Below are 24,066 nucleotides of genomic sequence, written 5' to 3' on the forward strand. Positions count from 1 at the left end.
ACTCCGTTGTCGATGGACACAAGGTGGCCCATTCAATATCGTTCTGACATCGGCTGTTTGTGTGGGTTGCGCATTCAATTATGAATAGGGAGCCGGACTGGGCGCTGTGGCGCAGCTTTTCCGCCGTAGTGGCCAATGGCTCGCTATCGGCGGCGGCGCGCGAATTGGGCATCAGCCAGCCGACAGTGGGCCGACATATCGAGACGCTGGAAGCGGATCTGGGTCTGACACTGTTCGAACGGAGCCTCACCGGCCTCAAACCCAACGTCACTGCCCTGCGCATCTATGAGCCGGTGGCGCAGGCGCAGGCGTCGCTGGCCGAAGCGGCGATCATGGCCGAAGGTGCGCAGGACGATCTGGGCGGCACCGTGCGCATCACCGCCAGTGCGGTCATGTCCAACTACGTTCTCCCGGCCTTGCTGGGGCCGATCCGCCAGCTCTATCCGCGCATAGCCATCGAGACCGTGCCGTCCGACTCAGCCGAAAACCTGCTGTTGCGGGAGGCCGATATCGCCATTCGCATGTTCCGTCCGACCCAGCTTGAACTGGTCACGCGGCATCTGGGCAATCTGCCGATCATTCCTGCCGCGCATGAGAACTATCTCCGCCGGCGCGGCATGCCGGGCAGCATTGCCGAGTTGTATGGGCACGACATGATCGGGCTGGACCGCTCGGACCTGATCATCGCCCATGCCCGCTCGATCGGAGTGCCGCTGACGCGCGAGCAGTTTGTCGTGCGTACGGATGACCAGACGCAGATGTGGGAATTGCTCAAGGCCGGCTTGGGCATCGGCTTTGCCCAGGCAAGCCTGGTGCAGTCGACGCCCGGCATGGTCGCCCTGCCGCTCCACCTTGCCATCCCGCCCCTTCAAGTGTGGCTGACCACACACAGGGAATTGTTCACGTCGCATCGGATTCGTGCCATCTATGACGCGCTGGCCGAGGGTCTCATCACCTATATCAGTGCCTAGCAACTCTTTCGGCAGGATACCATGCAGACCGCTCTCAACATCGCCATTGCCCTCGCGCTGCTTTTCGTCGTCATCGTGCTCGGCATGGGGCTGTGGAACATGCTCAAGGGCGGGCCGGGCAATACCAGCCAGCGGTTGATGCGCCTGCGCGTCATCGGCCAGGCCGTGGCACTTGTCCTGCTGCTGGGCGCCCTGTTCCTGTTTGGCGGGCGCGGCTAGTTCATGGTCAAGCTCAACCGCATCTATACCAAGACCGGCGACGACGGCACGACGGGCCTGGTGCGTGGTCCGCGCCGGGCCAAGTATGACCTGCGCGTCGAGGCCTATGGCACGGTGGACGAAGCCAATGCCAGCGTCGGCATGGCCCGGCTCCATACCAGTTCCATGCCCAAGATCGACATGCTGCTGGCGCGCATCCAGAATGACCTGTTCGATGTCGGTTCGGACCTGGCGACGCCCGGCGCCGATGACCCGGCGGCGGAATATCCCACCCTGCGCATCCGGCCGGTGCAGACCGCGTTCCTCGAAAAGCAGATCGACCACTACAATCGCGATATCGAGCCGCTCAAGAGCTTCATCCTGCCCGGCGGCTCGCCGCTGGCGGCGGCATTGCACATTGCGCGCACCGTGACGCGGCGGGCCGAGCGCATCACGGTCGAACTGGCAGCGACCGAAACCGATACCAGCCCGGAAGCCGTGCGCTACCTCAACCGGCTGTCGGACCTGCTGTTCGTCCTCGCCCGCGTCGCCAACAACAATGGCAGCAAGGACGTGCTGTGGGTGCCGGGCAATTATGGCGACGTGAGCAAGGGCGGATAACCGCCGTCACTCCTCAGGGGACAGTGGAAACAAGAAGGGGCTGACCGTGTTCCTGCCGCTGCATGATGCCAATCGCATCCGCCATATCAGCTTTCCTTACGTCAATTACGGGCTGATCGGCGTCACCATCCTGTGCTTCCTGGTGCAGTCGGTATTGCCGCAGGCGGCGTTCGACCAGGCGACCATCGACTTCGGCATGATCCCGATCGTGGTGCGCAACGTCTATCCGCAGCCTGTGCCGTGGCTGCCCGATTGGGGCACCCTGTTCACCTATGCCTTCCTGCATGCAGACTGGCTGCATCTGCTGAGCAACATGCTGTTCCTCTGGGTGTTCGGGGACAATATCGAGGATGCCATGGGGCACCTCAAATACCTGGTGTTTTACCTCGCCTGTGCGGTGTGCGCGGCGCTCGCGCATCTGGTCTTCAACATGGCCGACAACGGTCCGCTGATCGGCGCCTCGGGTGCGGTAGCGGGGGTGATGGGGGCCTATATCCTGCTCTATCCGCATGCGCGGGTCTTCGTACTGGCGCGGCTGGTGGTGCTCATACCCTTGCCGGTACCGGCCTTCTGGATGCTCGGCTTCTGGGTGGCGACGCAGCTGTTCTATGTGGTGATCGGCTCGGACGAGCCCGTCGCCTGGTGGGCGCATCTGGGTGGCTTTGCAGCCGGGCTCATCCTGGCCGCCGGCTTCAGGCGACATGAAGTGGCGTTGCTGGGCGGACGCTGAGGCCGGCGCAAGTTTCACTAAATCGCCACGATTGCCCAAGGTTTTGTTTACGCCCCAACCCTAGAGTCGAGGCTGGATCATCAGCAAAGGAGGTCCGTCATGAATACCGACCTCTCGACCCAGATCATGCAGATGAACAGCAACAAGCTGCAGAACAGCGTGCAGATTGCTGTGTTCAAGAAGGCGCATGAAATGCAGCAGGACCTGGTCAATACGTTGATCCAGGTTTCCCAGTCGGCCCCGCCGCCCGGACAGGGCATTCGGGTCGACAAGACGGCCTAGTACAAGGAGTGCGCGATGAGCGGCCTTGGTATCAGCCCTTCCGTCATGGTCAATCGCATCGTCCTGCGTGAAGGCGACACCTCGACTCCCCACCTGGCCAAGGTCGCCAAATTGCGCGCCGACCTGATGGCTGCGGCCGATGCCGAGCAGGCCAAGGCGGCCCTACTGAGCCCGACCGGACAGGCCGAGCCCGTTCTGATCGATTCAGGCGCGGTCGTCGACCGGCTTGTCTGACCCAATCTAGAGGCTGTGCGGTTCTCGCGGCTTGCGCCGCGAGACTGTTTCGTTGCCGGAACTAGACCGGCAGCATCAGTGTGGTTTTGCGTTCGACCGTGGCGGTGAGCGGCAGGTCGACTGAGGAGAGGCCAACCCGCAGGGTAAAGCGGCCGTCTTCCACCAGCCAATGCTTGGCCTGCACCCGATAGAAAGCGAAGGCGCGGGCATCGAGGGTCATAGTTATCTGCCGGCTCTCGCCGGCCTTGAGCTGCACCTTGCGGAAGGCCTTGAGCTCCTTGGCCGGGCGTGGATCGGACGCAATATCGTCGGATACATAAAGCTGCACCACGGCGGCGCCGTCCCGATCGGACGTATTGGTCACCGACAGGCCCACCATGACGCTGCCTTCGGCTTCGAATTCGGTATCGTCGACCGTGAGATCGCTGACGGCGAAGCGGGCATAGCCCAGTCCGAAGCCGAACGGAAACAGCGGCGTCATGCCGAGCCGGTCATAGTGGCGATAGCCGACAAAGATGCCTTCCTCGTAGCGCACCTTGCCCTCGACACCGGGATAGACTTCGCGGTCCTGCGAATGGGCGGGGTTGTCGGCCCAGCGCACCGGGAAGGTCTGCGGCAGGCGGCCGGACGGTTCGGCGACGCCGGTCAGGACGTCGGCAATGGCATTGCCCGCCTCCTGGCCCGGATACCACGCCTGGATGAGCGCCGCGACGGATCCGATCCATGGCATTTCCACCGGGCCACCGGTCTGCAGGACCACAATCGTATTGGGATTGGCATTGGCGATGGCGGCCACCAGTTCGTTCTGCCGCCCCGGCAGGTCGATGGAGGGCAAGTCGGAGCCCTCGGTGTCCCATTCGCCATTGCGGCCGATGAAGACGATGGCGGTGTCGGCATTGCGCGCAACACGCACGGCCTCGGCAATGGCGTCGTCGCCCAAAGGCTTGCCGATGCCGGCGGCAAAAGCCGCCAGACCCAGCGTGGCAAAAGCCTTGGTGGCGAATTCGATCACCACCTCATGGGCACGACCGGCTTGGAGCTCGACCGTGCCGACCACCTCGTCGCAGCCTTCCTCGAAAAAGGTGCGGCCCTTCTGCCAGTTGGTCCAGGCATCGGCGATCAGCTTGCCGTCGACAAAGACCTTGGCAAAGCCGGCCGAATAGATGCCGACGCGGTGGGTGCCCGATGTTTCCGGCGTATAGCTGCCCGTAAGGCGGGCGGAGAAATGCAGCGGATCGACCTTGCCGTCGGCGATGTGGCCGATCCAGAACGCCTGTGCTTCGTCCTGGCTGGCGACGTGCGCCGGCTCGCCGGCCAGCGTCTCGTTGGCGAAATACTCGACCTTGAACTGTCCGCGCAGCACCGGCTCGAAGCGGTGGTTGGTGCAGCCAGGCGCATAGCGCAGCCGGTCCTCGCCGAGCGCTGAAACCAGGCCCTGCCAGGGCGAGATGCGGTAATGCGCGTTGAGCTGGGCGCTGCCGCCACCCATGATCTGAGCGATTTTGGCATTGGGTCCGATGACCGCAATGCTGCCATCACCGTTCAGCGGCAGGGCGCCGTTGTTCTTGAGCAGCACGGCCGCTTCGGCGCCGGCCCGGCGGATCAGCGCGCTGTGTTCAGGGCGGTCATGAGCCCTTTCCTGCCACTCGCTGTGATCATCGAGCGAACCGACGCGCTCCATCAACCGCAGCATGTTGATCACCCGCTCGTGCAGGGTGTCTTGACTGACGGCGCCGGAATTGACGGCATCGATCAGCTTCTGGCCGCGATCGCGCGGGGGCCCGGGCATTTCGAGGTCGAGCCCGGCGTTGACTGTCTCGGCTGTCGAGTGCGACCCGAACCAGTCGGACATGACGATGCCGTCATAGCCCCATTCCTGGCGCAGCACTGAGGTCAGCAGCCAATTATGCTCGGACGTAAAGGTGCCGTTGAGGCGGTTGTAGGAGCTCATGACGCCCCAGGTATCGGCCTTCTTGACCGCCCATTCGAAGGGGATGAGGTAGATTTCGCGCAGGGATCGTTCGTCGATCTCGCTCGAAATGGTGGTGCGTTCGATCTCGGATTCATTGCCGACGAAATGCTTGACGGTGGCGCCGATGCCCTGGCCCTGAAGACCCACGATATAGGCCACGGCCAGCTCGCCGGACAGAATCGGGTCTTCCGAATAGCATTCGAAGTTGCGGCCATTGGTCACCGAGCGGTGGATGTTGACCGTTGGCGCCAGCAGCATATGCGCGCCCTTGGACTTGACCTCGTCGGCCAGGGCCGCGCCGATTTCCTTGACCAGGTCGACATTCCAGGTGGCGCCCAGGGCGATGCCGACCGGGAAGCTGGCCGATTTGACGCCTCCGATCAGCGAACCGCCGCCGCGTGCGCCATTGGGACCGTCGGTCACCCGCAGCTTGCCGATGCCGAGACGGGGGACTGCGGGGACCGACCAGAAATCCTCCCCGGACAGGATCGAGACCTTTTCATCCAGGGTCATCTGATCGGCAAGCTCGGCGATGCGGTCGGCCATGGTGGTCTCCTCGGCACGTGGTTGTGTGGGCAGACAAAGACAGCGCCGGCGCCGAAGCTGTCAATTCACTTGGACATCATGATCGGTCGAAAGGTCAGCGCGGCGGCGGCGTCCCTTACCCGGGCTCATGCGACATCTGCGCCCTAGGCACAGAAGAGAACTACATCTATATTTGTGCCTGAGTTACACACGAGAAGGCATAGCGATGTCACTGCACGACACCTCCAAATCCGCCAATTGCACGGCCATGTCCGATGTGCTGAACCGCATTGGCGACAAGTGGAGCGTCATGGTCGTGGGCATGTTGGGCCGCAATGGCACGCTGCGCTTCAACGAACTCAAGCGCATGATCAATGGCGTCAGCCAGCGCATGCTGACCCTGACGCTGCGCAACCTCGAGCGCGATGGCCTGGTCACGCGCACCATCTATCCCGAAGTGCCGCCACGGGTGGAATATGGCCTGACCGAAATGGGCAAGACGCTCGAAGTGCCGATCAGCAAGCTCTGGGACTGGTCGGCGGAACACCATGGCGCGATCATCGAGGCGCGTGCCGTCTATGATGCGCGCGAAAGCGCGGTTGCGGCCGAAGAACCGCGCAAGGTCGCCTACGTGCGCAGTTGACCGCAACCTCGTGTCATCCCGGCCGACGCCGGAATGACACGGTTTGTGCTGGTCCTAGACCAAAGCCACGATCTGCTTTTTCTTCCAGACGAACTGGTACCAGCTCGCCTGCAGCACCAGCATCATGGTGAAGCTGGTCGCATAGGCAACCCAGATGCCCGTCAGGCCCAGGCTGGTCTGGCTGAGCACGATGGCGCCCGGCAGCTCGATGCACAGGATGCAGGCCAGCGACAGCAGCATGGGCGCATAGACCGTGCCGCTGGCGCGCATGATTCCAGAGAACACCACGCTCCAGCCAAAGCAGAGGATGCTCCACAGCACCACATGCAGCAGCGTCTCGGTGAGATCGATCACCGCGGGGTCGGTGATGAACAGCGCGACCAGATGCTGGCTGAAGAGATAGGCCAGGCCGACCAGGCCTCCTGTTATCACCAGGTTGAGCAGCAGTGCCGTGCGGGTGATGGCCCCCAGTTGCTCCAACTGCCTGGCGCCGATGGCCTGGGCAGCAAAGATCGAGGCGGCGATGCCGATCGACATGGCAGGAAACTGGACATAGCTCATCACCTGGCCGAGCGCGCCATAGGCTGCAGTGGCATCGGAACCGAAGCGATTGACCAGGCCGACCACCACGATGCCGGCAATTGAAGAGATCACCATCTGCAGGCCCGCCGGCACACCCAGCTTGAGGATCAGGCCAAGCAGCCTGAAGTCCGGCCTGAGCATGGCGCCAAGCAGCACGCTGTCTGGTGCCAGCGGCATCCTGCGGGCGCGCATGTAGAAGAACAGGAAGCTCAGCACGGTCAGGAAGCCGGCAATAAAGGCCCAGGCCGCCGCGTTGACGCCCAGTTGCGGCAGGCCGAACCAGCCTAGGATCAGCGCCGGCGTCACCAGCATGGACACCACCATCGACAGGATCAGCGAGAAGAGCGGCGTGATGGTGTCACCTACCCCGCGCAGCACCGAGGTAACCACGAGGAAGAGGAAGAAGCCGGGCATGCCGATAAGGACGATGCGGGCATAGCCCACCGAGATCGCGCGGATGTTCTCCGGCGCGCCGAGCACGGTCATGATCTGTTCGGTCCAGATGCCGCCGGCAATGGCGACAAGCACGCCGAGCACCAGCGTCGCCGCCAGCGTGGTGCCGGCCACCTGCTTGACCTTGTCGACATTGCGGGCGCCCCAGGCCTGCCCGATCAGGATCGTCGAACCGGCCGAAAGGCCGATGATGAAGCTCATCAGAAAAAACATGATGGGAAAGAACGTGGCCGTGGCCGCCAGGGCCTCAACGCCGATCAGTTGGCCGATATAGATCGAGTTGATGGTGCCCGACAGCGCCTGCAGGATATTGGACGCCATCAACGGCACGAGAAAGAAAGCAAACCGCTGCCAAAGCGGCCTGGAATGGGAGTTCATCTGAACGCTCCTGAACCTCGAAAAAACGCAGCGTCACGTCACGGCCCCGAAGGCAGCGGCAGGCCTAAGAAATGTTCAGGGCCGTTGCGGGGACCTATTCACGCCCCGAAGACGGGGCGCCGGCTGGACGGGCGCTGGAGGCTTGGAAATGACACGGCGGGTTGTGTACGCCTGAGGTCAGGGTGCGTCAATGTGGCAGGTCTAGGGTATGCGGCATAACCGGCGCAAATGGCGGCCATCATCACTTGTCATCGTGCCAATGACGATTTCTCCGTGCGTCGCCCGTGGCCGCCAGCTACACAACGGCATGTCCGTCGCTGCCCCGAGCCACCACTCCTTTGCCGAGCATGTCTTTGTCGGCGCCCGCACCTTCGTGCCGGTGGCCATTTCCATCGCGGCCTATGGCGTCGTCTGGGGCGTGCTGGCGCGCGGAGCCGGGCTGAGCCTGCTCGAAGTCGTGCTGATGAGCGGGCTGGTCTTTGCGGGGTCGGCCCAGTTCGTGGCGCTCGATCTCTGGACCGTGACGCCATCGAGCCGGCCCATCGGGCCGCTGATCGTCGCCGCACTGGTCATCAACCTGCGCTACCTGCTGCTGACCGCCACGCTGCGCCCGCTCTTCGGCCCCGGCCAGCAGCTGCGCGGCGCCCTGACCATGTTCATGGTTTCGGACGAAACCTGGGCGCTGACCGTGGGCGAAATGAACAGGGGCAAGCGCGGCACGGTGGGCTTCCTGGTCGGCGCCGGCATCGTGGCCTATTCGGTCTGGATGGCCAGCACCGTCACCGGCCACGTGCTGGGTTCGGCCATCGACGACCCGACGAAGTACGGGCTCGACTTCGCCTTCACCGCGACGTTCCTCGCCCTCCTGCTCGGCATGTGGAAGGGCAGGGCGGACCTCGTGCCCTGGATCGTGGGCGCATTGGCCGCCATTGTCTCTGCGCGCCTGGTGCCCGGCAGCTGGTATATCCTGATCGGCGGCCTGGTCGGCAGCTTTGCCGGCGCCCTCTTCGACAGACTACGCCATGCTCACTAGCCCGGAAGCCCTCATCGCCATCATCGGCATGGCGCTGGTCACCTTCGCGGTGAAGGCCGGCGGCCTGCTGCTGGCCAACCGCCTGCCGCGCGATGGTTTTGCCGCTAGCTGGCTCAAGCATATCCCGGGCGCCGTGCTGGCTGCGCTGGTCGCTCCGGCCCTGGTGACGGGAAGCCCTGCCGAGGTGATCGCCGCCGCGGCCACCACGCTGGTCTATTTCGTCACCCGCAATCTCTTCGCCGCCATGGCCGCGGGCGTCATCGTGGTCTACTTCGCCCGGTTGTGGCTTGTCGGCTAACCCGAGCTGGGTTAGAGACCATGCCCGTGCCCCTCTGGCGGAATGGTAGACGCAGAGGACTCAAAATCCTCCGTCGCAAGACGTGCCGGTTCGAGTCCGGCGGGGGGCACCAACTTCATCCATTCGCGTCGTCCCCGCAGTCAATCGTTAAGGATTGGCTGACACCTTGCGGTGAACGCGGGACCTGCCATGTACGACGCCATCAAGACGCTGCTGTCCGAGACGCTCGACATCACCAAGGACGCCCTGCATGTCCATATCGGGCTGGCGATCTTCGTGGGCGTGGCCCTGGTGTTCCGGCGCTCGCTGGCCAGCTGGCTGCCCTGGCTGGCGCTGTTGGCGTTCGAGCTCGCCAACGAGGCGATGGATATTCTCTACTGGAACGGCAACGGTATCGGCGTCGACCTGGGCGACAGCCCCAAGGACGTCGTCAACACCATGTTCTGGCCCACGATCATGTTCCTCGCGGCGCGCTGGATGCGGCGCCGGAGCGAGGCGGCGGCGACCGCTTCATCGCCTGCGGCGGCCGAATAGGGCTCTAAGCCCTTGTGATCACGAAGCGCAGGACGCCATTCTGCGTATCGGCGGCGCAGTCATGCCCGTGCTGGCGGCAGTAAAGCGGAATATCCACCTTCGCCATCGGGTCGGTGGCCAGCACGATCAGCTGCGCGCCGGCGGGCAGGGACACCAGGCGCTTTTCCATCTTGAGCACGGGCAGCGGGCATTTGAGGCCGCGGGCGTCGATGGTTTCCGGGTCAGTCGTCAAGGACCAGGACCCAATGGACGCCATAGGTGGAGGCGGCATTGAACACGGCAGCGACGCCGGCCCTGGTGGCGGTCGCCTTGAGGGCCACGGCATCGGACGGGCTGTTGCGCCAGCCCGAGAAGGTTTCGGCAAAGGTAGCGTAGCCGGCGCTGAGCTTCATCACCGTCAGATCCTGCGGCGCCCGGGGTGGTGTGCCCGTCTGCGCATATTGGGCCGCCAGCGCCTGGGCGGTGCCGTCGAGGGCCGGATCGGGCGTGAGCGCGGGCAGGCCGTTGGTGGCGCGGTAGGCGTTGATCATCGAAATGGCCTGGGCCCGGTCAAGGTTGGCGCCGGGCTGGTCCATGCGCGCCGACAGGCCCGGAGCCAGCGCAATGCCGGCGCCGGTACCCCCGCCCATGCTGCAGGCGGCGATGGCAGCACCGGCAACGATGGCGGCGACGGGCAGGATGGCAAGCTTGAGGCGGCGCAAGGCGGTCATGGAAAATCCCGGGCTGAAATGATCGACGGCCCGCTTAGGCGGGCAGCAAGGCCAAATGATGGTTTTAGCCGTCATAGCCGCAGAGCCCTGCCATCCGCTTAACGCCAGCCGATTTGGCCTTGCGCACTTGTATGGCAGCCGACTACAACACCTGCCAGTTAATTTGCATCCCGATTTAAATCGGGAGCCCGCAGCGAGCCGCGCCTTCATGAAGACCGCCGATCCCGAATTGATGCGGGCCATCAACCGCTTCCATGTGCTCGACACGATCCGCCGGCATGGCGCCATTGCCCGTGTCGAGATCGGCGAGCGCACGGACCTGTCGGCGACCACGGTCTCGGCCATCACCGCCTCTCTGCTCGATGACGGGCTGATCACCGTGCGGCACGAGGGCGATATCCGCAGCCAGACCCTGCGCGGCCGGCCGCGCGTCATGCTGGCGCTCAACCCGGACGCAGCCTGGGTCGTGGGGGCGAAGCTCGCCGCCAACCGCATTGTCTTCGTCGCCACCAATTTCCAGGGCGACGTGCTGGCGAGCCTGGTCCTGCCGGTGCGCGTCGACCGCATCCCCACCCCTGTCATTGCCGACCTGGTCGAAGACGGCGTGCGGCGCTGCGTGCGCGATGCGGGCCTCGGGCTCAACCAGATCAAGACCATTGCGCTCAGCCTCCCCGGTATCATCGAGCATGGCACCGGCAAGGTGCTGGCCTCGAGCGTGCTCAGCGATCTCGACGTATCGCTGCATCAGGCCATCGCGGCCCGGCTGGGCATCGACACCATCATCGAGAGCGATGCCAATGCCATCACCATGGCGCAGCACTGGTTCGGCCAGGCGCGCGACCGCGACGATTTCGTGCTGGTCGCCATCGAGGACACGCTCGGACTGGGCGTCATGCATGGCGGGCAGCTGTTCCGCGGCGCGCATGGGCTCAGCCTGACGCTGGGCGACATGGTCATGGGCGCGGGCGGCGACAACGCCGTGCGGCTGGCGGATCTCGCCAGCGAGGGCGCGATCCTGGCCCTTGGCCAGCCCGACCAGCGCATGAGCGAAGCGGTGCGCCTGGGGCAGGGCATGGCACAGGTCGAAGGCCTCTTGGCGGCGGGTGACCCCGGATTGCGCGATGCGGCGGCGCGGGCCGGGGCGGCCCTGGGCATCGCCATCGCCAACCTGGTGGCCCTGTTCGCCCCGCCACGGGTGATCCTGGTGGGCACCACGCTGGCGCTGGGCCAGCATCTGCTGGAGCCGTTGCGGGTCGCCTTTGCCAACGCCATTCCGGCGTCGCTGACCGACCTGGCCGAAATCGTCATCGACGATGCCGGCGACGAATTCTGGGCGCGCGGTGCCGCCGCGGTGGCTCTGGGCGAGCTCTACGGTTCGCCCTGGGGTACGACCGGACCGGCCCGCCACGCCCTGCAATAGTTCATGCCGGCCGCCCTCATGGCGCCGGCCCATTTTATCGCGTGAGGAGAAGAGAATGCGGGAAGCACTGATCGTCTGGGGTGGCTGGAGCGGCCACGAGCCCGAGCAATGCGCCAGGATCTACAAGGACTGGCTCGAGCAGGATGGCTTCAAGGTCTATGTCGAGGACACCACCGAGGCTTTCGCCGACCCCTCGATCCATGACCTGAGCCTCATCATCCCGATCTTCACCATGAGCAAGATCGAGAAGGAGGAGCTCTCCAACCTCACCGCCGCGGTGGAGTCGGGCGTTGGCCTGGCCGGCCATCATGGCGGCATGGGCGATGCCTTCCGCGAGGCGGTCGACTACCAGTTCATGGTGGGCGGCCAGTGGGTGGCCCATCCGGGCAATATCATCGACTATCGCGTCGACGTGACCCGGCCGGACGATCCGATCATGGCCGGGGTCAAGAGTTTCCCCTACCATTCCGAGCAGTATTACATGCATGTGGACCCCTCCAACGAGGTCCTCGCCACCACCACCTTCAATGGCGATCACGCCAGCTGGATCGATGGCGTCACCATGCCCGTGGTGTGGAAGCGCAAGCACGGCAAGGGAAGGGTGTTCTACTCGGCGCTGGGCCATGTCTCCTCGGAGTTCCAGGTGCCGGAAATGGCAACCATCCTGCGCCGCGGCATCAACTGGGCGGCGCGGTAAGCGTCAGCCCGCCGCCAACTGCTCGAGGCGCTCCGACAGCGCCTTGAGTTCCCAATCGCGCGCCAGCGCCGCGGCCTTGTCCCAGCTCGGCACCATGTCGGGTATTTCAGGCAGCGGCGCATCGGTGACCATCGTCGCCAGCCGCCGATAGAGATGCAGGTCATCGGCCTGCGCCTCGAACTTGCCATCGGCGAGCATGGCTTCAAGGTCCGGATAGCGCTTGAGCAGGCTGGCCGCGGTCTTCTCGCCGATGCCGCGGGCCCCGGGGATCTTGTCGGACGGATCGCCGCGCAGGGCGATGAAATCGGGCACCTGTGCAGGTTCCACATCATAGCGCTCGCGCACCTGCGCGGGTCCGATGCGGGCAATCTCACCCATCTTGACCGGGTGGAGGATGGTCACCTTGTCGGAGGCGAGTTGGAACGCGTCGCGATCGCCGCTGGCGACCAGCGCGGTGCCGCCGGCCTTGACCTCCATCGCGGCCGCGGTGGCCAGGAAGTCATCGGCCTCGAACCGCGCCGACTTGCCGCTGAGAAAACCGCAGGCGGCGACGAATTCGGGCAGGATATCGAGCTGATCGACGATATCGTCGTCATATTCGCGGCCACCCTGATAGTCCGGAAATTCCAGCGCCCGCCAGTTGGGCTCGGCCAGGGTATCCCAGCCCACCACAACGGCGCGCGGCTGCTCCTCCTGCCAGAGGCGCAATAGGTAATTGGCAAAGCCGACAATGGCGCCACCCGCCCGATCGCCCTTGCGGCGGATGGTCTTGGGCAGGCCGTGATAGGCGCGATGGGCGAAGGAATCGCCGTCGATCACCAGGAGCGGTCGTCTTGCCATTGATGTCCTCCAAACAGCCATAGCTTAGCGGCTGGCAGGACGATGCATAGGGGCAAGATGGGGTGGTGATCTCGACGGGATTCGAACCCATGACCCCCGGATTAGGAATCCGGTGCTCTATCCTGCTGAGCTACGAGACCACGATAGGGTGGATAGCAAATGCGGAGGAACGGCGAAACCCCGTTTGCTGCGAAGGCAGAGTAGGGAGGAGAGCCCGAGTGCCGGTGCCAAACACACCCCTTCCAGCCTCCCTCATCAAGGGGGAGGTGCCGTTCGGTATTCGTGACTGGATCGTGCACGTGAGTGGAGCGAAAACCTCCCCCTTGATGGGGGAGGTAGGAGGGGGTGGGCCACGACCACGATCCTCGTAAAAATAACTTATCCCCGCCCATTTTTCCTCTGGCATCATGCTCCCGTTCCCGCCGCTCACGCGGTGCCGACGAAGCATCGGGCGGGGAGATGGGTGGACCGGGGTCGCCTGGTCCAGGCAGGGGAAACCCGGCAGCTGCGCTTGCGACACAGCGTACCTGGCCCGAACCTGCCCAAAACCCCATTCGTGTGAAGCGGCTTTCGCCTCTTCAACTACCAAACAGGCGGCGCAAGCCGTCGGGGCGAAAGCCGCTTCGCACCGTGTCCTCGGGCGCTCTTGCGCTCCGACCCCGCGACGCCTCCGGGCCCAGGCGGCGCTTCCGCATGTCTTGCGGTTGCCGCATGTTTCGGGCAAACCCATGCCCACTTCGCATGAGGATTTTGCCATGGCTGCCCACCCGGTTTCCCCGCTCGCTCCCAAATCCTATCCGGACCTGCCGGAAATTGCGGGCGTGCGCTTTGCCACGGCCGAAGCCGGCATCAAGTACAAGAACCGCACCGATGTGCTGCTGATGGCCTTCGACGAGGGCACCACGGCGGCCGGCGTGCTGACGCGTTCGAAATGCTCGTCCGCGGCGGTGGACTGGTGCCGGGCCAACCTGCCCGGTGGGGTCGCGCGGGGCCTGGTGGTCAATTCGGGCAATGCCAATGCCTTTACCGGCGCCAAGGGCAAGCAGAGCGTGGCCATGACGGCCGACTACGCCGCCAAGGCGCTGGGCTGCAGCCCCAGCGAAGTCTTTCTCGCCTCGACAGGGGTCATCGGCGAGCCGCTGTCGGCAGACAAGTTTGCCGGCGTGCTGGATGAGGCCGCGACGCGCATGGCGGAAACGCCATGGATCGAGCCGGCCAAGGCCATCATGACCACCGATACCTTCCCCAAGCTTTCGGGGGCGATCCTCGAGATCGACGGGGTTGAGGTCAAGATCAACGGCATCGCCAAGGGGTCGGGCATGATCGCCCCCGACATGGCCACGATGCTGAGCTTCGTGGTCACCGACATGCCTATTGCCGCGCCAGTTTTGCAGGCGCTGCTGGCCCGCCATGTCGATACCAGCTTCAACGCCATTACCGTCGACAGCGACACCTCGACATCAGATACGCTGCTGGCCTTTGCCACCGGCAAGGCGGGTGTCGAGCCGATCCAGAGCGTGGACGATCCACGCGCCGAGACCTTCGGCGAAGCGCTGCGCGACGTGCTGCTTGACCTCGCCATCCAGGTGGTGCGCGACGGCGAAGGCGCGACCAAGCAGGTTTCGGTGCATGTCGAGGGTGCAACCTCGGACGCCAGCGCGTTCCGCATCGCCAAGTCGATTGCCGACTCGCCGCTGGTCAAGACCGCCATTGCCGGCGAGGATGCCAATTGGGGCCGCGTGGTCATGGCCGTGGGCAAGGCGGGCGAGCCGGCCGATCGCGACAAGCTGGCTATCCGCTTCGGCGACCTGCTGGTGGCCAAGGATGGCGAGCGTGCCCCTGGCTATGACGAGGCCGCGACCTCGGCCTATATGAAGGGCGAGGAACTGGAGCTGACCGTGAGCCTGGGGCTCGGCGAGGGGCGCGCCACGGTCTATACCTGCGACCTCACGCATGGCTACATCACCATCAATGGCGACTATCGGAGCTGACATGGCGCTGCCCGATACGCTGACCATGGAGCGGGCGTGCCTCAAGACCTGGCCGGGCATCGAGGTGGAATGGGACGGCTCCTGGGTGCGGCGGGCGGCGGGCGGCTTTACCAAGCGCGCCAATTCCCTGCAGTGTTTCGATCCCGATGATGGCGATAATGCCGAGGATCGCCTGGCGGCCGGCGTCGACTGGTTCACGGCGCGGGGCCTTCCCCCGGTGGTGCGCACGACGCCCTTGGCCAGCCACAGACTCAATGCCGTTCTCGACGAGGCCGGTTGGGCGACCATCGATCGGAGCTATCTCTTCGCCATGCCGCTGGCCGAGCACGAAGCCGATGCGCAGGGCCAACTGGTCGAGCCGCTCGACCCCCGGTTCCTCGCGGCACAGCAGGCATTGCAGGGTTATTCGGACGCCAAGGTCGACCAAATGCGGAACGTGCTGGCGGTCTTGGCGGTCCCCGCCATGGGGATCGTCGTCGAGCGGGACGGCGCCGCCGTCGCCTCGGGGTTGATGGCGATCGCCGATGGCATCGCGGTGGCAACCAGCGTCATCGCCGACCGCAACCGGCGCCGGCAGGGGCTGGGCTCGGCCATGATGCGCACGGGGCTGGCCTGGGCCAAGGCGCAGGGCGCCACGACAGCCGCCCTCAACGTGCAGGCTGACAATGCGGCCGGGCAGGCGCTCTATGGCAGCCTGGGCTATACCCATCAGTATGACTACACCTATCGCGTGCGAGGGCAGGCATGAGCCAGTCGCTGCTCCTCGTCGTGGCGGTGGCGCTGGTGGATGCCGACCGGCGCGTGCTCATCGCCCAGCGCCCGCCGGGCAAGGCCATGGCAAGCCTGTGGGAATTTCCCGGCGGCAAGGTCGAGCCGGGGGAGACGCCAGAGGCGGCGCTCATCCGCGAACTGGAGGAAGAATTGGGCATTTCCACCAAGACGGCCTGTCTTGCGCCCCTATCGTTCGCCAGCCACTCTTACGATAATTTTCACCTGTTGATGCCACTCTATGCCTGTCGGAAGTGGCAGGGAACGCCCGAGCCGCGGGAGCATGTCGCCCTCAAATGGGTTCGCCCGCAGCAGTTGCGGGATTATCCCATGCCACCAGCGGACGAACCGCTGATCGCAGCGCTGTGCGATCTGCTCTAAGCGCGGGTCAGGGGCAAGTATGTGGGCTGAGATGATCAACAGGTTCCGCAAGGACGAAAACGGCGCCACGGCCATCGAATATGGCCTGATCGCCGCCCTGATCGCGGTTGCCCTGCTGGCCAGCTTCGCGATTCTGGGCAATTCGCTGGTCAATCTGATGAGTGCCGGCACCGGCAGTGCTTCCGACGTCATCGGCGCCCAGACCGACAAGATGGACTAGCCCGCAGGGCCTACTGCAACACCACGACCTTGTACTTCTCGCCGGGCACCACCGGGTCGCCGGGATAGAGGTCGTTGATGATGTAGAACAGTTCCGTGCCGCGGCTGAGGCCGGCCATCTGGCGGGCCAGCGAGTCGGCGCTGTCGCCGGCCTTGGCCGTCACGATGCGCACCGCCACCTTGCGGACCTGGTTGAGGTCGGAACTCTCGGCCCGCCGGAAGCTCTTGAGCGTCGCCTCGGCGCCCTGCGCAAAGCGGGCGCTGTCGGCCTTGGCGGCGAAGATGAAGCGGTAGACCTGGCCGTCGAGGCGCATGACCGAAACGCGGAAGAACCACTGGTCGGTCTGGGCGAGGCCCGACGCCATCTCGATGCCGTTCAGGGTCTGGGTAGTCACGCTGTCGGCCTTGAGCCCAGCAATCCAGCCCGAGCGCAGGTAGTCGGCTAGCGGCACATTGGCCTGGACATCGGCGCTGTCGAAGCGCACCGCCTCGCCATCACCCGCGACGCCAACCACGGCGCTCTGCGAATTCTGCAGGGTATAGCCTTCGGGCACGGTGAAGGTGAATTTGGAGGCGGTATGGATAAACCGCCGGCCGACGATGGAGCCCTGGGCCGGGCTGTCGCCAAAGGTGAGGCCGGTAATGGAGGCCAGGTAGCCGTCGCGGTCGACCTCGCCCATGCCGCTCTGGCCGAACATGGTCCGGGCGGTTTCCATGGCCTTCTCGATGCGGGCTGGCGTCGATGGGTGGGACGACAGGAAGCCGGCGCCGCCGTCCTCGCCGGCCGAGAAGCTGGCAAAGCGGCTCATGACGCCGAGGAACCGGGCCGCGGCCTGGGGGTCATAGCCGGCCTTGCCGGCGAACTTGATGCCCTCACGGTCCGCCTCGAGTTCCTGGTTCTGGCCGAAGGCGGCCATGGACTGGCGCGTGCGATTGGCCGTGGCGTCGGTCGAGGTGTCTCCGCCGAAGACACCGGTAATGACGCGGTCGACAATTTCGGTGGTGCGGGTGCGGTCGGTGCGTGCGCGGGCGTGGCGCAGGGTGACGTGGGCGATTTCGTGCGCCAGTACGGCAGCCAATTCGCTGGTGTCGCTGGCCAGGGCCAGGATGCCGCGCGTCACATAGATATAGCCGCCCGGCAAGGCAAAGGCATTGACCTCGGAACTGTCGAGGATGGTCACCTGGAACTGGGCATTGGGCTGGTTGGCGGCGGCGAGCAGGCGGCCGACGATGCGCGCCACCATGATTTCGGCAGGGCGGTCGGAATAGACGCCACCATAGGCAGCGATGATGCGGGGATGCTCGCGGCGGCCGATGACGACGTCATCTGGCTCGGTCCCCTCCGGCACTACGGTAGGCGCAGGATTGTCGCCAGTCTGGGTGACGGCCACGTTATTGGCGCCGGTCAGCGTGGTGCAGGCGCTCAGCGCCAGCAGCGATACGGCCAGCAGGCCATTGCGTGTCCCGGTCTGCAAACCCTTGGCGATATGCCCCAACCCGATCATCGTGTCGCCAGAACCTCGATCTGCTCGGGATGGGTCACTTCGATGCGTGGACCATCCCGGTCATCCACCCATCCGCGAATACGCACCAACGCATTTTCCAGCACCAGCGGATCCAGGCCGTCTTCGGCGAACAGCCGCAGGGCCGGTGCCTCGATCACGGCGGTGAAGTCCTCTTTCCAGAACCGGCCGAAATTGAGATAGACCCGCCCACCGCTTTGTTCGGCGAGAAGGACCCTGCCTTCGACAAGTTCATAGTGGCCGGCCCGGGCGAGGAGGTCGCCCGGCGCGTTTGCCGCACGAGTGCTGTAATAGGGATCGGCCCAGATGCCAAGCCCGGCCAGACGCGCGCGCCCTTCCGCCGCAAAGAGAAGGTCGAGACAGGCACGATTGTCGGGAAAGGAATAAACCCGCGCCAGGCCCCTGGCGATCATGGCCTGCTGCGCCCAGATTTCCCCGTCCGGTGCTTCGACGAAGACATGGGCCAGCACCCGGCCATAGCGGTCCATGGTTTCGCCGCCAAAGCCGAGCCGTACGGGCTGGTTGAGGGCGATGGCTTCGAGCGCCGCCTTGGCCTCGGGCGCCAATGGCCAGGTGGGGAAGTCGGGGCGATCGAGCGGCAGCTTTGGCGCCTGGGTGCCGATCATCCGGACGACACGGCCATCGTCGAGGATCACCGTGTCGCCATCGGTGACCGAGGTCACGATCCCGCCCGGCTCCATGCGCAACTGCTCGCAGGCAAGCGCGGCCACCGTGACGGTGTTGAGCGCCGCCAGCGTGGCGAGATGGACGAGACTGGTCTTGAACAAGGAGTGCCCCAGAAAGATTTCATTCACCATGCACCCAAATGCGGCAAAAAATGATGAACGATCGCGAAGGCGTGAAGATCTGGGGCGGCGGTGGCCCGGCTCGCCGGGCTCACCCATCATTTGGTGATGCGATGCCGGCCGTCAGGCAGCGGCGCCGATCGGCTTCTTGCCGGCGATGAAGGCGCCGAAGCGCTTGGTGATGAAGGGCACGATGAGCATGACGATGGTAGTCGCCATCATCGGCACGAGCAGGAAACTGCGCTGCCACATTTCCCAACCCACCGTAAGCGGCATCAGGATGTAGAGATAGACGGTCACGACGGGATAAACGAAGACGGTCATGATCAGGGTCATGCGCAGGCGGGCGGCGAGTGAGGGTTGCATCTGCAATCTCCTATGAAACGGTACGTTTCGTTACGTAACTGAACGACACGTTTCGTTCAAGTGCTTTGCTTCGGAATCTTTTTGAACCATATTGTCGGCATGAGCGAGCAAGCAGCAGACGATGTCGACGATCGCCGCCGGTCCATCGGCGCCCGCCGGAACCCCGACACCGAGCGGGCGATTTTGGACGCGGCCGAAGCCATCATGGCCGAAGAGGGTATCGCCCGCTTCTCCATCGAGGCGGTGGCCAAACGCGCCCGGGCCGGCAAGCCCACCATCTACAAATGGTGGCCGGACAAGACCAAGCTGCTGCTCGATGTCTATCATCGGCAAAAACCGGCATCGGTGCATATGGATACCGGCACGGTCGAGGGGGACGTGTTCGCATTTCTCACCGGCGTGTTTGCCCATTGGGGCGATACCGGCGCGGGGCAGGTGTTTCGCTTCGTGGTGGCCGAGGCGCAGCGCGACGAGGCAGCCGCGGAATCGCTGCGGGCCTATTCGGCCGAGCGACGGCTACAGAGCGGACAGATTTTCCAGCGCGGTATCGATCGCGGCGAGCTGGCTGCAGATGTCAATGTGGGGCTGTGTGCCGACATGCTGGCGGGCTTCATCTGGCAGCGCCTGCTGACGGGACGGATCGAGCGTGACCCCGCGCAACTGCGCCAGACGGCGCGGCAGATGGTGCGCGGGCTGCTGGCTTAGATCAGGCATCCAAGCAAACTCGACCGTCACCCTCGGGTCAAGCCCGGGGGTGACGCTCTGTGGGTGTGGGATACCCCCACAGACCCTACTGGGCCGGTGCTTCCTCGGCAGGCTGCGTTTCGCTCTGGGCGTCGACGGCAGCCTTGAGGGCGGCGTCGGGAATGTCGATGGTGACGCCATCCATCAGCCGGGCGACGGTGTCGTCGAAGGTCTGCATCAGCAGCTGCTGCTGGAGCTGGCCGGCGACCTGCTCGAAGGCGGGCGGCGTCGACTGGCGCTTTTCCTCGAGCTTGATGATGTGCCAGCCGAACTGGGACTTCACCGGAGCCGAGATCTGGCCAATATCGGTCAGCGCGAATGCGGCGGCCTCGAAGGGCGCGACCATCATGCCCTTGCCGAAAAAGCCGAGGTCGCCGCCATTGGCTGCACCAGGATCGATCGACTTCTCCTTGGCGATGGTGGCGAAATCGGCGCCGCCATCGAGTTCTGCCTTGATGGCATTGGCTTCGGCCTCATCGGCGACCAGGATATGGCTGGCGCGGATCTCTTCGGCCGGCACGAAGTCGGCGACGAACTTGTCGTATTGCGCGCGCACGGCGTCCTCGGTCACCGCATTGGCGATGGTTTCGGCGAAGAAGGCGCGGCGCAGGGCGCGCTCCTTGAGATAATTGAGACGCTGCTGGAAAAGCGGCGTATCGGCCATGCCGGCATCCTGACCGGCCTTGGCCATGACCTTCATGTCGATCAGCACGCGCAGCAGGAACGGCTTGCGCTGCTCGGCCGGCATCTGGCTGAGTTCCTGCGTCAGGTCCTCGGCAGCGAAGCTGAGGTCGGCCTCGGTAATCGGCTCGCCGCCCACCGTGGCCACGACCGTGTCAGGCGAGACCGGCGCGGCTGGGGCCGTCGGCGCGGCTTCCGCCGGCGCTTCGGCGGCCGGTGCAGCAGCGTCCTGCGCCAAGGCAGGGGCCAGCGTGCCGGCAGCAAGCATCAGCGCCAGAACACTCGCGGTGCGGGCGAGGCGGGAGGGGGAAAAAATCATCAGGTCGGTCTCCTTGCCGGCATGTATCATGCGGCTGGCTCGTTCATGTCGGGTCCTGGGTCTGCCCCTCACACGTCAACAGGGCCAAAATGTGCCGCGCCGCGCCTTGTGAGCAACCAGGTGCCAAAATCCCGTTCTTGCGGGGCCTTTCCGGCAGAGGCAAGCAGGTGTCGCCCATTTCGGCAGCGTTGACAAGACAGGGGGCCGCTCTTACATCTCACCCGCTTTTCCGCCACGTGGCGGATACCAGAAATTCAAAGCCGGAAAGGCTTTCTCATCGCGTTGACGCGGCCGAACGGTCCTATCCCGCACCTCCCCAGCCCGCCCCGATGAGTCATAAAAGGACCTGACATATGGCACTTGCTGCGCTCGCCCGGCGGATCTTCGGGTCTCCGTCCGACAGGCACGTCAAGCGGTTCCAGGGCAAGGTGGCGCAGATCAATGCGCTCGAAGCCCAGTTCGAGAAGCTCACCGACGACGAGCTGCGCGGCAAGACCGCCGAGTTCCGCGCGCAGCTCGAGCAGGGCGCCGATCTCAATGATTTGATCGTCCCCGCCTTTGCCACCGTGCGCGAGGCCTCCAAGCGCGTGCTGGGCATGCGCCACTTCGACGTGCAGCTCATCGGCGGCATGGCGATGAACGAGCACAGCATTGCCGAAATGCGCACCGGTGAAGGCAAGACGCTGGTGGCGACGCTGCCGATGTATCTCAATGCCCTGCCCGGCAAGGGCGCGCACCTGGTTACGGTCAATGACTACCTGGTCAAGCGCGACGCGGCCTGGATGGGCCAGATCTACAATTTCCTGGGCCTCACCACCGGCATCATCGTCCATGGCATGAGCGACGCCGAGCGCAAGGCCGCCTACGCCGCCGACATCACCTACGGCACCAATAACGAGCTGGGCTTCGACTACCTCCGCGACAACATGAAATACACGCGCGCCCAGATGGTGCAGCGCGGCCATGAATTCGCGATCGTGGACGAAGTGGACTCCATCCTGATCGACGAGGCGCGTACGCCGCTGATCATTTCAGGTCCGTCCGATGACCGGAGCGACCTCTATATCAAGATCGACTCGGTGATGCCGATCATCGAAGAGGGCGACTTCGAACTCGACGAGAAGCATCGCGCCGCCACCTTCACCGACCAGGGCATCGAAAAGCTCGAGGCCCGGCTGTCCGAGGACGGCCTGCTCAAGTCCGGTTCGCTCTATGACGTGGAAAACGTCGCGCTGGTGCACCACGCCAATTCGGCGCTGCGCGCCCACAAGCTGTTCCGCAAGGACAAGGACTACATCGTCCGCAACGACGAAGTGGTGATCATCGACGAGTTCTCTGGCCGCATGATGCCGGGCCGCCGCTACTCGGAAGGCCTGCACCAGGCGCTGGAAGCCAAGGAACGCGTCAAGATCCAGCCGGAAAACCAGACGCTGGCCTCGATTACCTTCCAGAACTATTTCCGTCTCTACAAGAAGCTGGCCGGCATGACCGGTACGGCGGCGACGGAAGCCGAGGAATTCGCCGACATCTACAAGCTCGATGTCGTTACCGTACCGACCAATCTGCCGGTGCAGCGCAAGGACGACGAAGACGCCATCTTCCGCACGGCCGCCGAAAAGTTCGAGGCCATTGCCCAATTGATCAAGGAATGCCAGGAGCGCGGGCAACCGGTGCTGGTCGGCACGACTTCGATCGAAAAGTCGGAAATGCTCGCCGACCTACTGCGCAAGAAGAATGTGGGCAGCATGAATGTGCTCAATGCCCGCCATCACGAGCAGGAAGCCTTCATCGTCGCCGATGCCGGCCTGCCCGGCGCCATCACTATCGCCACCAACATGGCTGGTCGCGGTACGGACATCCAGCTGGGCGGCAATCTCGAAATGCGCATCCAGAAGGAGGCCGAGGGCCTCGAGGGTGCCGAACGCGAAGCCAAGATCGCCGAGATCAAGCAGAACATTGCCGCCGACAAGGCCAAGGCGCTGGCGGCGGGTGGCCTGATGGTCATCGGCACCGAGCGCCATGAATCGCGCCGTATCGACAACCAGCTGCGTGGCCGTTCCGGCCGCCAGGGCGATCCTGGTCACTCGGCCTTCTTCCTCAGCCTTCAGGACGACCTGATGCGCATCTTCCCGGTGGACAGCATGGATTCCATGCTGGGCAAGCTGGGCCTGGAACAGGGCGAGAGCATCACCCATCCCTGGGTCAGCAAGGCCATCGAGCGGGCGCAAGGCAAGGTCGAGGCGCGCAACTTCGACATCCGCAAGAACATCCTCAAATACGACGACGTGATGAACGATCAGCGCAAGGTGATCTTCGAACAGCGTATCGAACTGATGGATGCCGAGGATGTCAGCGAGACCGTCATCGAGATGCGGCATGACGTGGTCGACAACATCGTCGCCAAGGCCATCCCGCCGCGCTCCTATCCCGAACAGTGGAATGTCGAGCAGCTTGAGGCGGCCGCCAAGACCTATCTCAATATCGACGTTCCGGTGAAGGAATGGGCGGCCGAGGAAGGCATCGACGCCGAGGTCATCACTGAGCGGCTGATCGCGGCGGCCGACGCCCATGCCGCGGCCAAGGAAGAGCGCACCATCGCCAACATGGCGGCGGCCGGCTCACCCAACCCAACCATCATGCGCCAGGTGGAAAAGTCGATCCTGCTGCAGTCCATCGATGGCCTGTGGCGCGAGCACCTGGTGACGCTCGATCATCTCAGCAAGGTCGTGGGGTGGCGCGGTATCGCCCAGCGCGATCCGCTCAACGAATACAAGCAGGAAGCCTATGAGCTGTTCCAGTCGCTGCTGGCGAACCTGCGCGAACTGGTGACGACCCAACTCAGCCATGTCGAGCTGCAGCCGCGTCCGGTGGCGCCGCCGGCGCCCGATCTCAGCCAGTTGCGCGAGACGCATATCGACCCGCTGACGGGAGAAAACGACGCGGAAGAGGGCTCGGACACCATTGCCGGTGCCCTGGGCGCGACCGGCAGCGATCCCTCGCTCAAGCCAATCGACCCCAAGCTGCTTGAAGGCGTGTCGCGCAATGCGCCATGCCCGTGCGGGTCGGGAAAGAAGTTCAAGCACTGCCACGGTGCGTATTAAATGGAAAAGGCCCGGAGCGATCCGGGCCTTTTTGTTTCGAGAGACG

27 protein-coding genes and 2 tRNA genes are annotated in these 24,066 nt (G+C 64.5%); 19 read left to right on the forward strand and 10 right to left on the reverse strand.

The window, feature by feature from the left end:
- Window positions 1–80: 80 nt before the first annotated feature.
- From JI749_RS04445 to JI749_RS04470, 6 genes are all read left to right on the forward strand, one after another.
- Window positions 81–971: a LysR family transcriptional regulator gene (locus JI749_RS04445; RefSeq protein WP_201659732.1), complete on the forward strand. Its 891-nt coding sequence runs from the start codon at window positions 81–83 to the stop codon at window positions 969–971.
- Window positions 972–992: 21 nt separating this feature from the next.
- Window positions 993–1,190, forward strand: coding sequence for a twin transmembrane helix small protein (locus JI749_RS04450; protein ID WP_201659735.1), 198 nt, complete (start codon window positions 993–995; stop codon window positions 1,188–1,190).
- Window positions 1,191–1,193: 3 nt separating this feature from the next.
- Window positions 1,194–1,790, forward strand: coding sequence for a cob(I)yrinic acid a,c-diamide adenosyltransferase (locus JI749_RS04455; RefSeq protein ID WP_201659739.1), 597 nt, complete (start codon window positions 1,194–1,196; stop codon window positions 1,788–1,790).
- A 46-nt stretch (window positions 1,791–1,836) separates the two neighbouring features.
- On the forward strand, window positions 1,837–2,520 hold the full coding sequence (locus JI749_RS04460) for a rhomboid family intramembrane serine protease (protein WP_201659741.1): 684 nt from the start codon (window positions 1,837–1,839) through the stop codon (window positions 2,518–2,520).
- 99 nt (window positions 2,521–2,619) lie between these two features.
- Window positions 2,620–2,802: a YjfB family protein gene (locus tag JI749_RS04465; protein ID WP_201659744.1), complete on the forward strand. Its 183-nt coding sequence runs from the start codon at window positions 2,620–2,622 to the stop codon at window positions 2,800–2,802.
- A 15-nt stretch (window positions 2,803–2,817) separates the two neighbouring features.
- On the forward strand, window positions 2,818–3,036 hold the full coding sequence (locus JI749_RS04470; protein WP_201659747.1) for a hypothetical protein: 219 nt from the start codon (window positions 2,818–2,820) through the stop codon (window positions 3,034–3,036).
- A 61-nt stretch (window positions 3,037–3,097) separates the two neighbouring features.
- On the opposite strand, the gene JI749_RS04475 is transcribed toward JI749_RS04470, so the two are convergent.
- Window positions 3,098–5,554, reverse strand: a complete 2,457-nt coding sequence (locus tag JI749_RS04475) for a beta-glucosidase (protein ID WP_201659751.1) — start codon at window positions 5,552–5,554, stop codon at window positions 3,098–3,100.
- Between the two features lie 205 nt (window positions 5,555–5,759).
- Between JI749_RS04475 and JI749_RS04480 the strand changes: the two genes are divergently transcribed.
- Window positions 5,760–6,176, forward strand: a complete 417-nt coding sequence (locus JI749_RS04480) for a winged helix-turn-helix transcriptional regulator (RefSeq protein WP_201659755.1) — start codon at window positions 5,760–5,762, stop codon at window positions 6,174–6,176.
- Window positions 6,177–6,230: 54 nt separating this feature from the next.
- On the opposite strand, the gene JI749_RS04485 is transcribed toward JI749_RS04480, so the two are convergent.
- Window positions 6,231–7,589 carry an MATE family efflux transporter gene (locus tag JI749_RS04485; protein ID WP_201659758.1) on the reverse strand — a complete coding sequence of 453 codons (1,359 nt, stop codon included), beginning with the start codon at window positions 7,587–7,589 and terminating at the stop codon, window positions 6,231–6,233.
- Between the two features lie 307 nt (window positions 7,590–7,896).
- On the opposite strand from JI749_RS04485, the gene JI749_RS04490 reads away from it, so the two are divergent.
- From JI749_RS04490 to JI749_RS04505, 4 genes are all read left to right on the forward strand, one after another.
- Window positions 7,897–8,622: an AzlC family ABC transporter permease gene (locus JI749_RS04490; RefSeq protein ID WP_201659761.1), complete on the forward strand. Its 726-nt coding sequence runs from the start codon at window positions 7,897–7,899 to the stop codon at window positions 8,620–8,622.
- Window positions 8,612–8,920 carry an AzlD family protein gene (locus tag JI749_RS04495; RefSeq protein WP_201659765.1) on the forward strand — a complete coding sequence of 103 codons (309 nt, stop codon included), beginning with the start codon at window positions 8,612–8,614 and terminating at the stop codon, window positions 8,918–8,920. Before JI749_RS04490 ends, JI749_RS04495 begins: the two co-directional genes overlap by 11 nt.
- A gap of 28 nt (window positions 8,921–8,948) precedes the next feature.
- A tRNA-Leu gene (locus JI749_RS04500) sits at window positions 8,949–9,032 on the forward strand.
- Window positions 9,033–9,109: 77 nt separating this feature from the next.
- Complete coding sequence (locus tag JI749_RS04505; protein WP_201659768.1) at window positions 9,110–9,454, forward strand: hypothetical protein; 345 nt, start codon at window positions 9,110–9,112, stop codon at window positions 9,452–9,454.
- Between the two features lie 4 nt (window positions 9,455–9,458).
- Here the strand turns inward: JI749_RS04505 and JI749_RS04510 are convergent, their stop codons facing one another.
- Both JI749_RS04510 and JI749_RS04515 read right to left on the reverse strand, forming a co-directional pair.
- A complete protein-coding gene (locus tag JI749_RS04510; protein ID WP_233280858.1) occupies window positions 9,459–9,686 on the reverse strand; it encodes a sulfurtransferase TusA family protein in 228 nt (75 codons plus the stop codon).
- Entirely contained in the window at window positions 9,676–10,164 is a 489-nt protein-coding gene (locus JI749_RS04515) for a CAP domain-containing protein (protein WP_201659774.1), read from the reverse strand. The genes JI749_RS04510 and JI749_RS04515 overlap by 11 nt, the downstream gene beginning before the upstream one ends.
- Window positions 10,165–10,372: 208 nt before the next feature.
- On the opposite strand from JI749_RS04515, the gene JI749_RS04520 reads away from it, so the two are divergent.
- Both JI749_RS04520 and JI749_RS04525 read left to right on the forward strand, forming a co-directional pair.
- On the forward strand, window positions 10,373–11,584 hold the full coding sequence (locus JI749_RS04520) for an ROK family transcriptional regulator (RefSeq protein WP_201659777.1): 1,212 nt from the start codon (window positions 10,373–10,375) through the stop codon (window positions 11,582–11,584).
- Between the two features lie 55 nt (window positions 11,585–11,639).
- On the forward strand, window positions 11,640–12,281 hold the full coding sequence (locus JI749_RS04525; RefSeq protein WP_201659780.1) for a ThuA domain-containing protein: 642 nt from the start codon (window positions 11,640–11,642) through the stop codon (window positions 12,279–12,281).
- A 3-nt stretch (window positions 12,282–12,284) separates the two neighbouring features.
- On the opposite strand, the gene JI749_RS04530 is transcribed toward JI749_RS04525, so the two are convergent.
- Entirely contained in the window at window positions 12,285–13,121 is an 837-nt protein-coding gene (locus JI749_RS04530) for a 5'-3' exonuclease (RefSeq protein WP_201659784.1), read from the reverse strand.
- 63 nt (window positions 13,122–13,184) lie between these two features.
- Window positions 13,185–13,261, reverse strand: a tRNA-Arg gene (locus JI749_RS04535).
- A 615-nt stretch (window positions 13,262–13,876) separates the two neighbouring features.
- Between JI749_RS04535 and argJ the strand changes: the two genes are divergently transcribed.
- From argJ to JI749_RS04555, 4 genes are read left to right on the forward strand one after another with little or no spacing between them, the layout of a single operon-like run.
- The gene (gene argJ / locus JI749_RS04540; protein WP_201662537.1) at window positions 13,877–15,112 is read left to right on the forward strand and encodes a bifunctional glutamate N-acetyltransferase/amino-acid acetyltransferase ArgJ; all 1,236 of its coding nucleotides are present in this window, start codon (window positions 13,877–13,879) and stop codon (window positions 15,110–15,112) included.
- 1 nt (window position 15,113) lies between these two features.
- A complete protein-coding gene (locus JI749_RS04545; RefSeq protein ID WP_201659787.1) occupies window positions 15,114–15,860 on the forward strand; it encodes a GNAT family N-acetyltransferase in 747 nt (248 codons plus the stop codon).
- Window positions 15,857–16,261 (forward strand): (deoxy)nucleoside triphosphate pyrophosphohydrolase, encoded by a 405-nt coding sequence (locus tag JI749_RS04550; RefSeq protein ID WP_201659790.1) that lies wholly within the window; start codon window positions 15,857–15,859, stop codon window positions 16,259–16,261. The genes JI749_RS04545 and JI749_RS04550 overlap by 4 nt, the downstream gene beginning before the upstream one ends.
- Window positions 16,262–16,292: 31 nt before the next feature.
- Window positions 16,293–16,481, forward strand: a complete 189-nt coding sequence (locus JI749_RS04555; protein ID WP_233280859.1) for a Flp family type IVb pilin — start codon at window positions 16,293–16,295, stop codon at window positions 16,479–16,481.
- A 10-nt stretch (window positions 16,482–16,491) separates the two neighbouring features.
- Here the strand turns inward: JI749_RS04555 and JI749_RS04560 are convergent, their stop codons facing one another.
- From JI749_RS04560 to JI749_RS04570, 3 genes are all read right to left on the reverse strand, one after another.
- Window positions 16,492–17,985: a M48 family metalloprotease gene (locus JI749_RS04560; protein ID WP_201659796.1), complete on the reverse strand. Its 1,494-nt coding sequence runs from the start codon at window positions 17,983–17,985 to the stop codon at window positions 16,492–16,494.
- Window positions 17,982–18,791 carry a thermonuclease family protein gene (locus JI749_RS04565; protein ID WP_233280860.1) on the reverse strand — a complete coding sequence of 270 codons (810 nt, stop codon included), beginning with the start codon at window positions 18,789–18,791 and terminating at the stop codon, window positions 17,982–17,984. The genes JI749_RS04560 and JI749_RS04565 overlap by 4 nt, the downstream gene beginning before the upstream one ends.
- A gap of 141 nt (window positions 18,792–18,932) precedes the next feature.
- Entirely contained in the window at window positions 18,933–19,175 is a 243-nt protein-coding gene (locus JI749_RS04570; protein ID WP_201659803.1) for a hypothetical protein, read from the reverse strand.
- A gap of 81 nt (window positions 19,176–19,256) precedes the next feature.
- Here JI749_RS04570 and JI749_RS04575 point away from each other — a divergent pair, with 81 nt between their 5' ends.
- Entirely contained in the window at window positions 19,257–19,880 is a 624-nt protein-coding gene (locus JI749_RS04575) for a TetR/AcrR family transcriptional regulator (protein WP_233280861.1), read from the forward strand.
- An 85-nt stretch (window positions 19,881–19,965) separates the two neighbouring features.
- On the opposite strand, the gene JI749_RS04580 is transcribed toward JI749_RS04575, so the two are convergent.
- Entirely contained in the window at window positions 19,966–20,919 is a 954-nt protein-coding gene (locus JI749_RS04580; RefSeq protein ID WP_233280862.1) for a peptidylprolyl isomerase, read from the reverse strand.
- 353 nt (window positions 20,920–21,272) lie between these two features.
- Between JI749_RS04580 and secA the strand changes: the two genes are divergently transcribed.
- Window positions 21,273–24,020, forward strand: coding sequence for a preprotein translocase subunit SecA (gene secA / locus JI749_RS04585; protein ID WP_201659820.1), 2,748 nt, complete (start codon window positions 21,273–21,275; stop codon window positions 24,018–24,020).
- Window positions 24,021–24,066: the final 46 nt, after the last annotated feature.

The sequence above is a fragment of the Devosia oryziradicis genome (genome assembly GCF_016698645.1).
In the GTDB taxonomy this organism is placed as follows: domain Bacteria; phylum Pseudomonadota; class Alphaproteobacteria; order Rhizobiales; family Devosiaceae; genus Devosia; species Devosia oryziradicis.

What these genes read in the sequence shown, in the direction of transcription:
- JI749_RS04555 (WP_233280859.1), top strand. Translation starts at nt 16,293, where the DNA reads ATGATCAACAGGTTCCGCAAGGACGAAAACGGCGCCACGGCCATCGAA.
- JI749_RS04560 (WP_201659796.1), bottom strand. Translation starts at nt 17,985, where the DNA reads ATGATCGGGTTGGGGCATATCGCCAAGGGTTTGCAGACCGGGACACGC.
- JI749_RS04495 (WP_201659765.1), top strand. Translation starts at nt 8,612, where the DNA reads ATGCTCACTAGCCCGGAAGCCCTCATCGCCATCATCGGCATGGCGCTG.
- JI749_RS04475 (WP_201659751.1), bottom strand. Translation starts at nt 5,554, where the DNA reads ATGGCCGACCGCATCGCCGAGCTTGCCGATCAGATGACCCTGGATGAA.
- JI749_RS04455 (WP_201659739.1), top strand. Translation starts at nt 1,194, where the DNA reads ATGGTCAAGCTCAACCGCATCTATACCAAGACCGGCGACGACGGCACG.
- JI749_RS04570 (WP_201659803.1), bottom strand. Translation starts at nt 19,175, where the DNA reads ATGCAACCCTCACTCGCCGCCCGCCTGCGCATGACCCTGATCATGACC.
- JI749_RS04520 (WP_201659777.1), top strand. Translation starts at nt 10,373, where the DNA reads ATGAAGACCGCCGATCCCGAATTGATGCGGGCCATCAACCGCTTCCAT.
- secA (WP_201659820.1), top strand. Translation starts at nt 21,273, where the DNA reads ATGGCACTTGCTGCGCTCGCCCGGCGGATCTTCGGGTCTCCGTCCGAC.
- JI749_RS04530 (WP_201659784.1), bottom strand. Translation starts at nt 13,121, where the DNA reads ATGGCAAGACGACCGCTCCTGGTGATCGACGGCGATTCCTTCGCCCAT.
- JI749_RS04465 (WP_201659744.1), top strand. Translation starts at nt 2,620, where the DNA reads ATGAATACCGACCTCTCGACCCAGATCATGCAGATGAACAGCAACAAG.
- JI749_RS04480 (WP_201659755.1), top strand. Translation starts at nt 5,760, where the DNA reads ATGTCACTGCACGACACCTCCAAATCCGCCAATTGCACGGCCATGTCC.
- JI749_RS04505 (WP_201659768.1), top strand. Translation starts at nt 9,110, where the DNA reads ATGTACGACGCCATCAAGACGCTGCTGTCCGAGACGCTCGACATCACC.
- JI749_RS04550 (WP_201659790.1), top strand. Translation starts at nt 15,857, where the DNA reads ATGAGCCAGTCGCTGCTCCTCGTCGTGGCGGTGGCGCTGGTGGATGCC.
- JI749_RS04485 (WP_201659758.1), bottom strand. Translation starts at nt 7,589, where the DNA reads ATGAACTCCCATTCCAGGCCGCTTTGGCAGCGGTTTGCTTTCTTTCTC.
- JI749_RS04470 (WP_201659747.1), top strand. Translation starts at nt 2,818, where the DNA reads ATGAGCGGCCTTGGTATCAGCCCTTCCGTCATGGTCAATCGCATCGTC.
- JI749_RS04580 (WP_233280862.1), bottom strand. Translation starts at nt 20,919, where the DNA reads ATGATTTTTTCCCCCTCCCGCCTCGCCCGCACCGCGAGTGTTCTGGCG.
- JI749_RS04515 (WP_201659774.1), bottom strand. Translation starts at nt 10,164, where the DNA reads ATGACCGCCTTGCGCCGCCTCAAGCTTGCCATCCTGCCCGTCGCCGCC.
- argJ (WP_201662537.1), top strand. Translation starts at nt 13,877, where the DNA reads ATGGCTGCCCACCCGGTTTCCCCGCTCGCTCCCAAATCCTATCCGGAC.
- JI749_RS04525 (WP_201659780.1), top strand. Translation starts at nt 11,640, where the DNA reads ATGCGGGAAGCACTGATCGTCTGGGGTGGCTGGAGCGGCCACGAGCCC.
- JI749_RS04450 (WP_201659735.1), top strand. Translation starts at nt 993, where the DNA reads ATGCAGACCGCTCTCAACATCGCCATTGCCCTCGCGCTGCTTTTCGTC.
- JI749_RS04445 (WP_201659732.1), top strand. Translation starts at nt 81, where the DNA reads ATGAATAGGGAGCCGGACTGGGCGCTGTGGCGCAGCTTTTCCGCCGTA.
- JI749_RS04490 (WP_201659761.1), top strand. Translation starts at nt 7,897, where the DNA reads ATGTCCGTCGCTGCCCCGAGCCACCACTCCTTTGCCGAGCATGTCTTT.
- JI749_RS04545 (WP_201659787.1), top strand. Translation starts at nt 15,114, where the DNA reads ATGGCGCTGCCCGATACGCTGACCATGGAGCGGGCGTGCCTCAAGACC.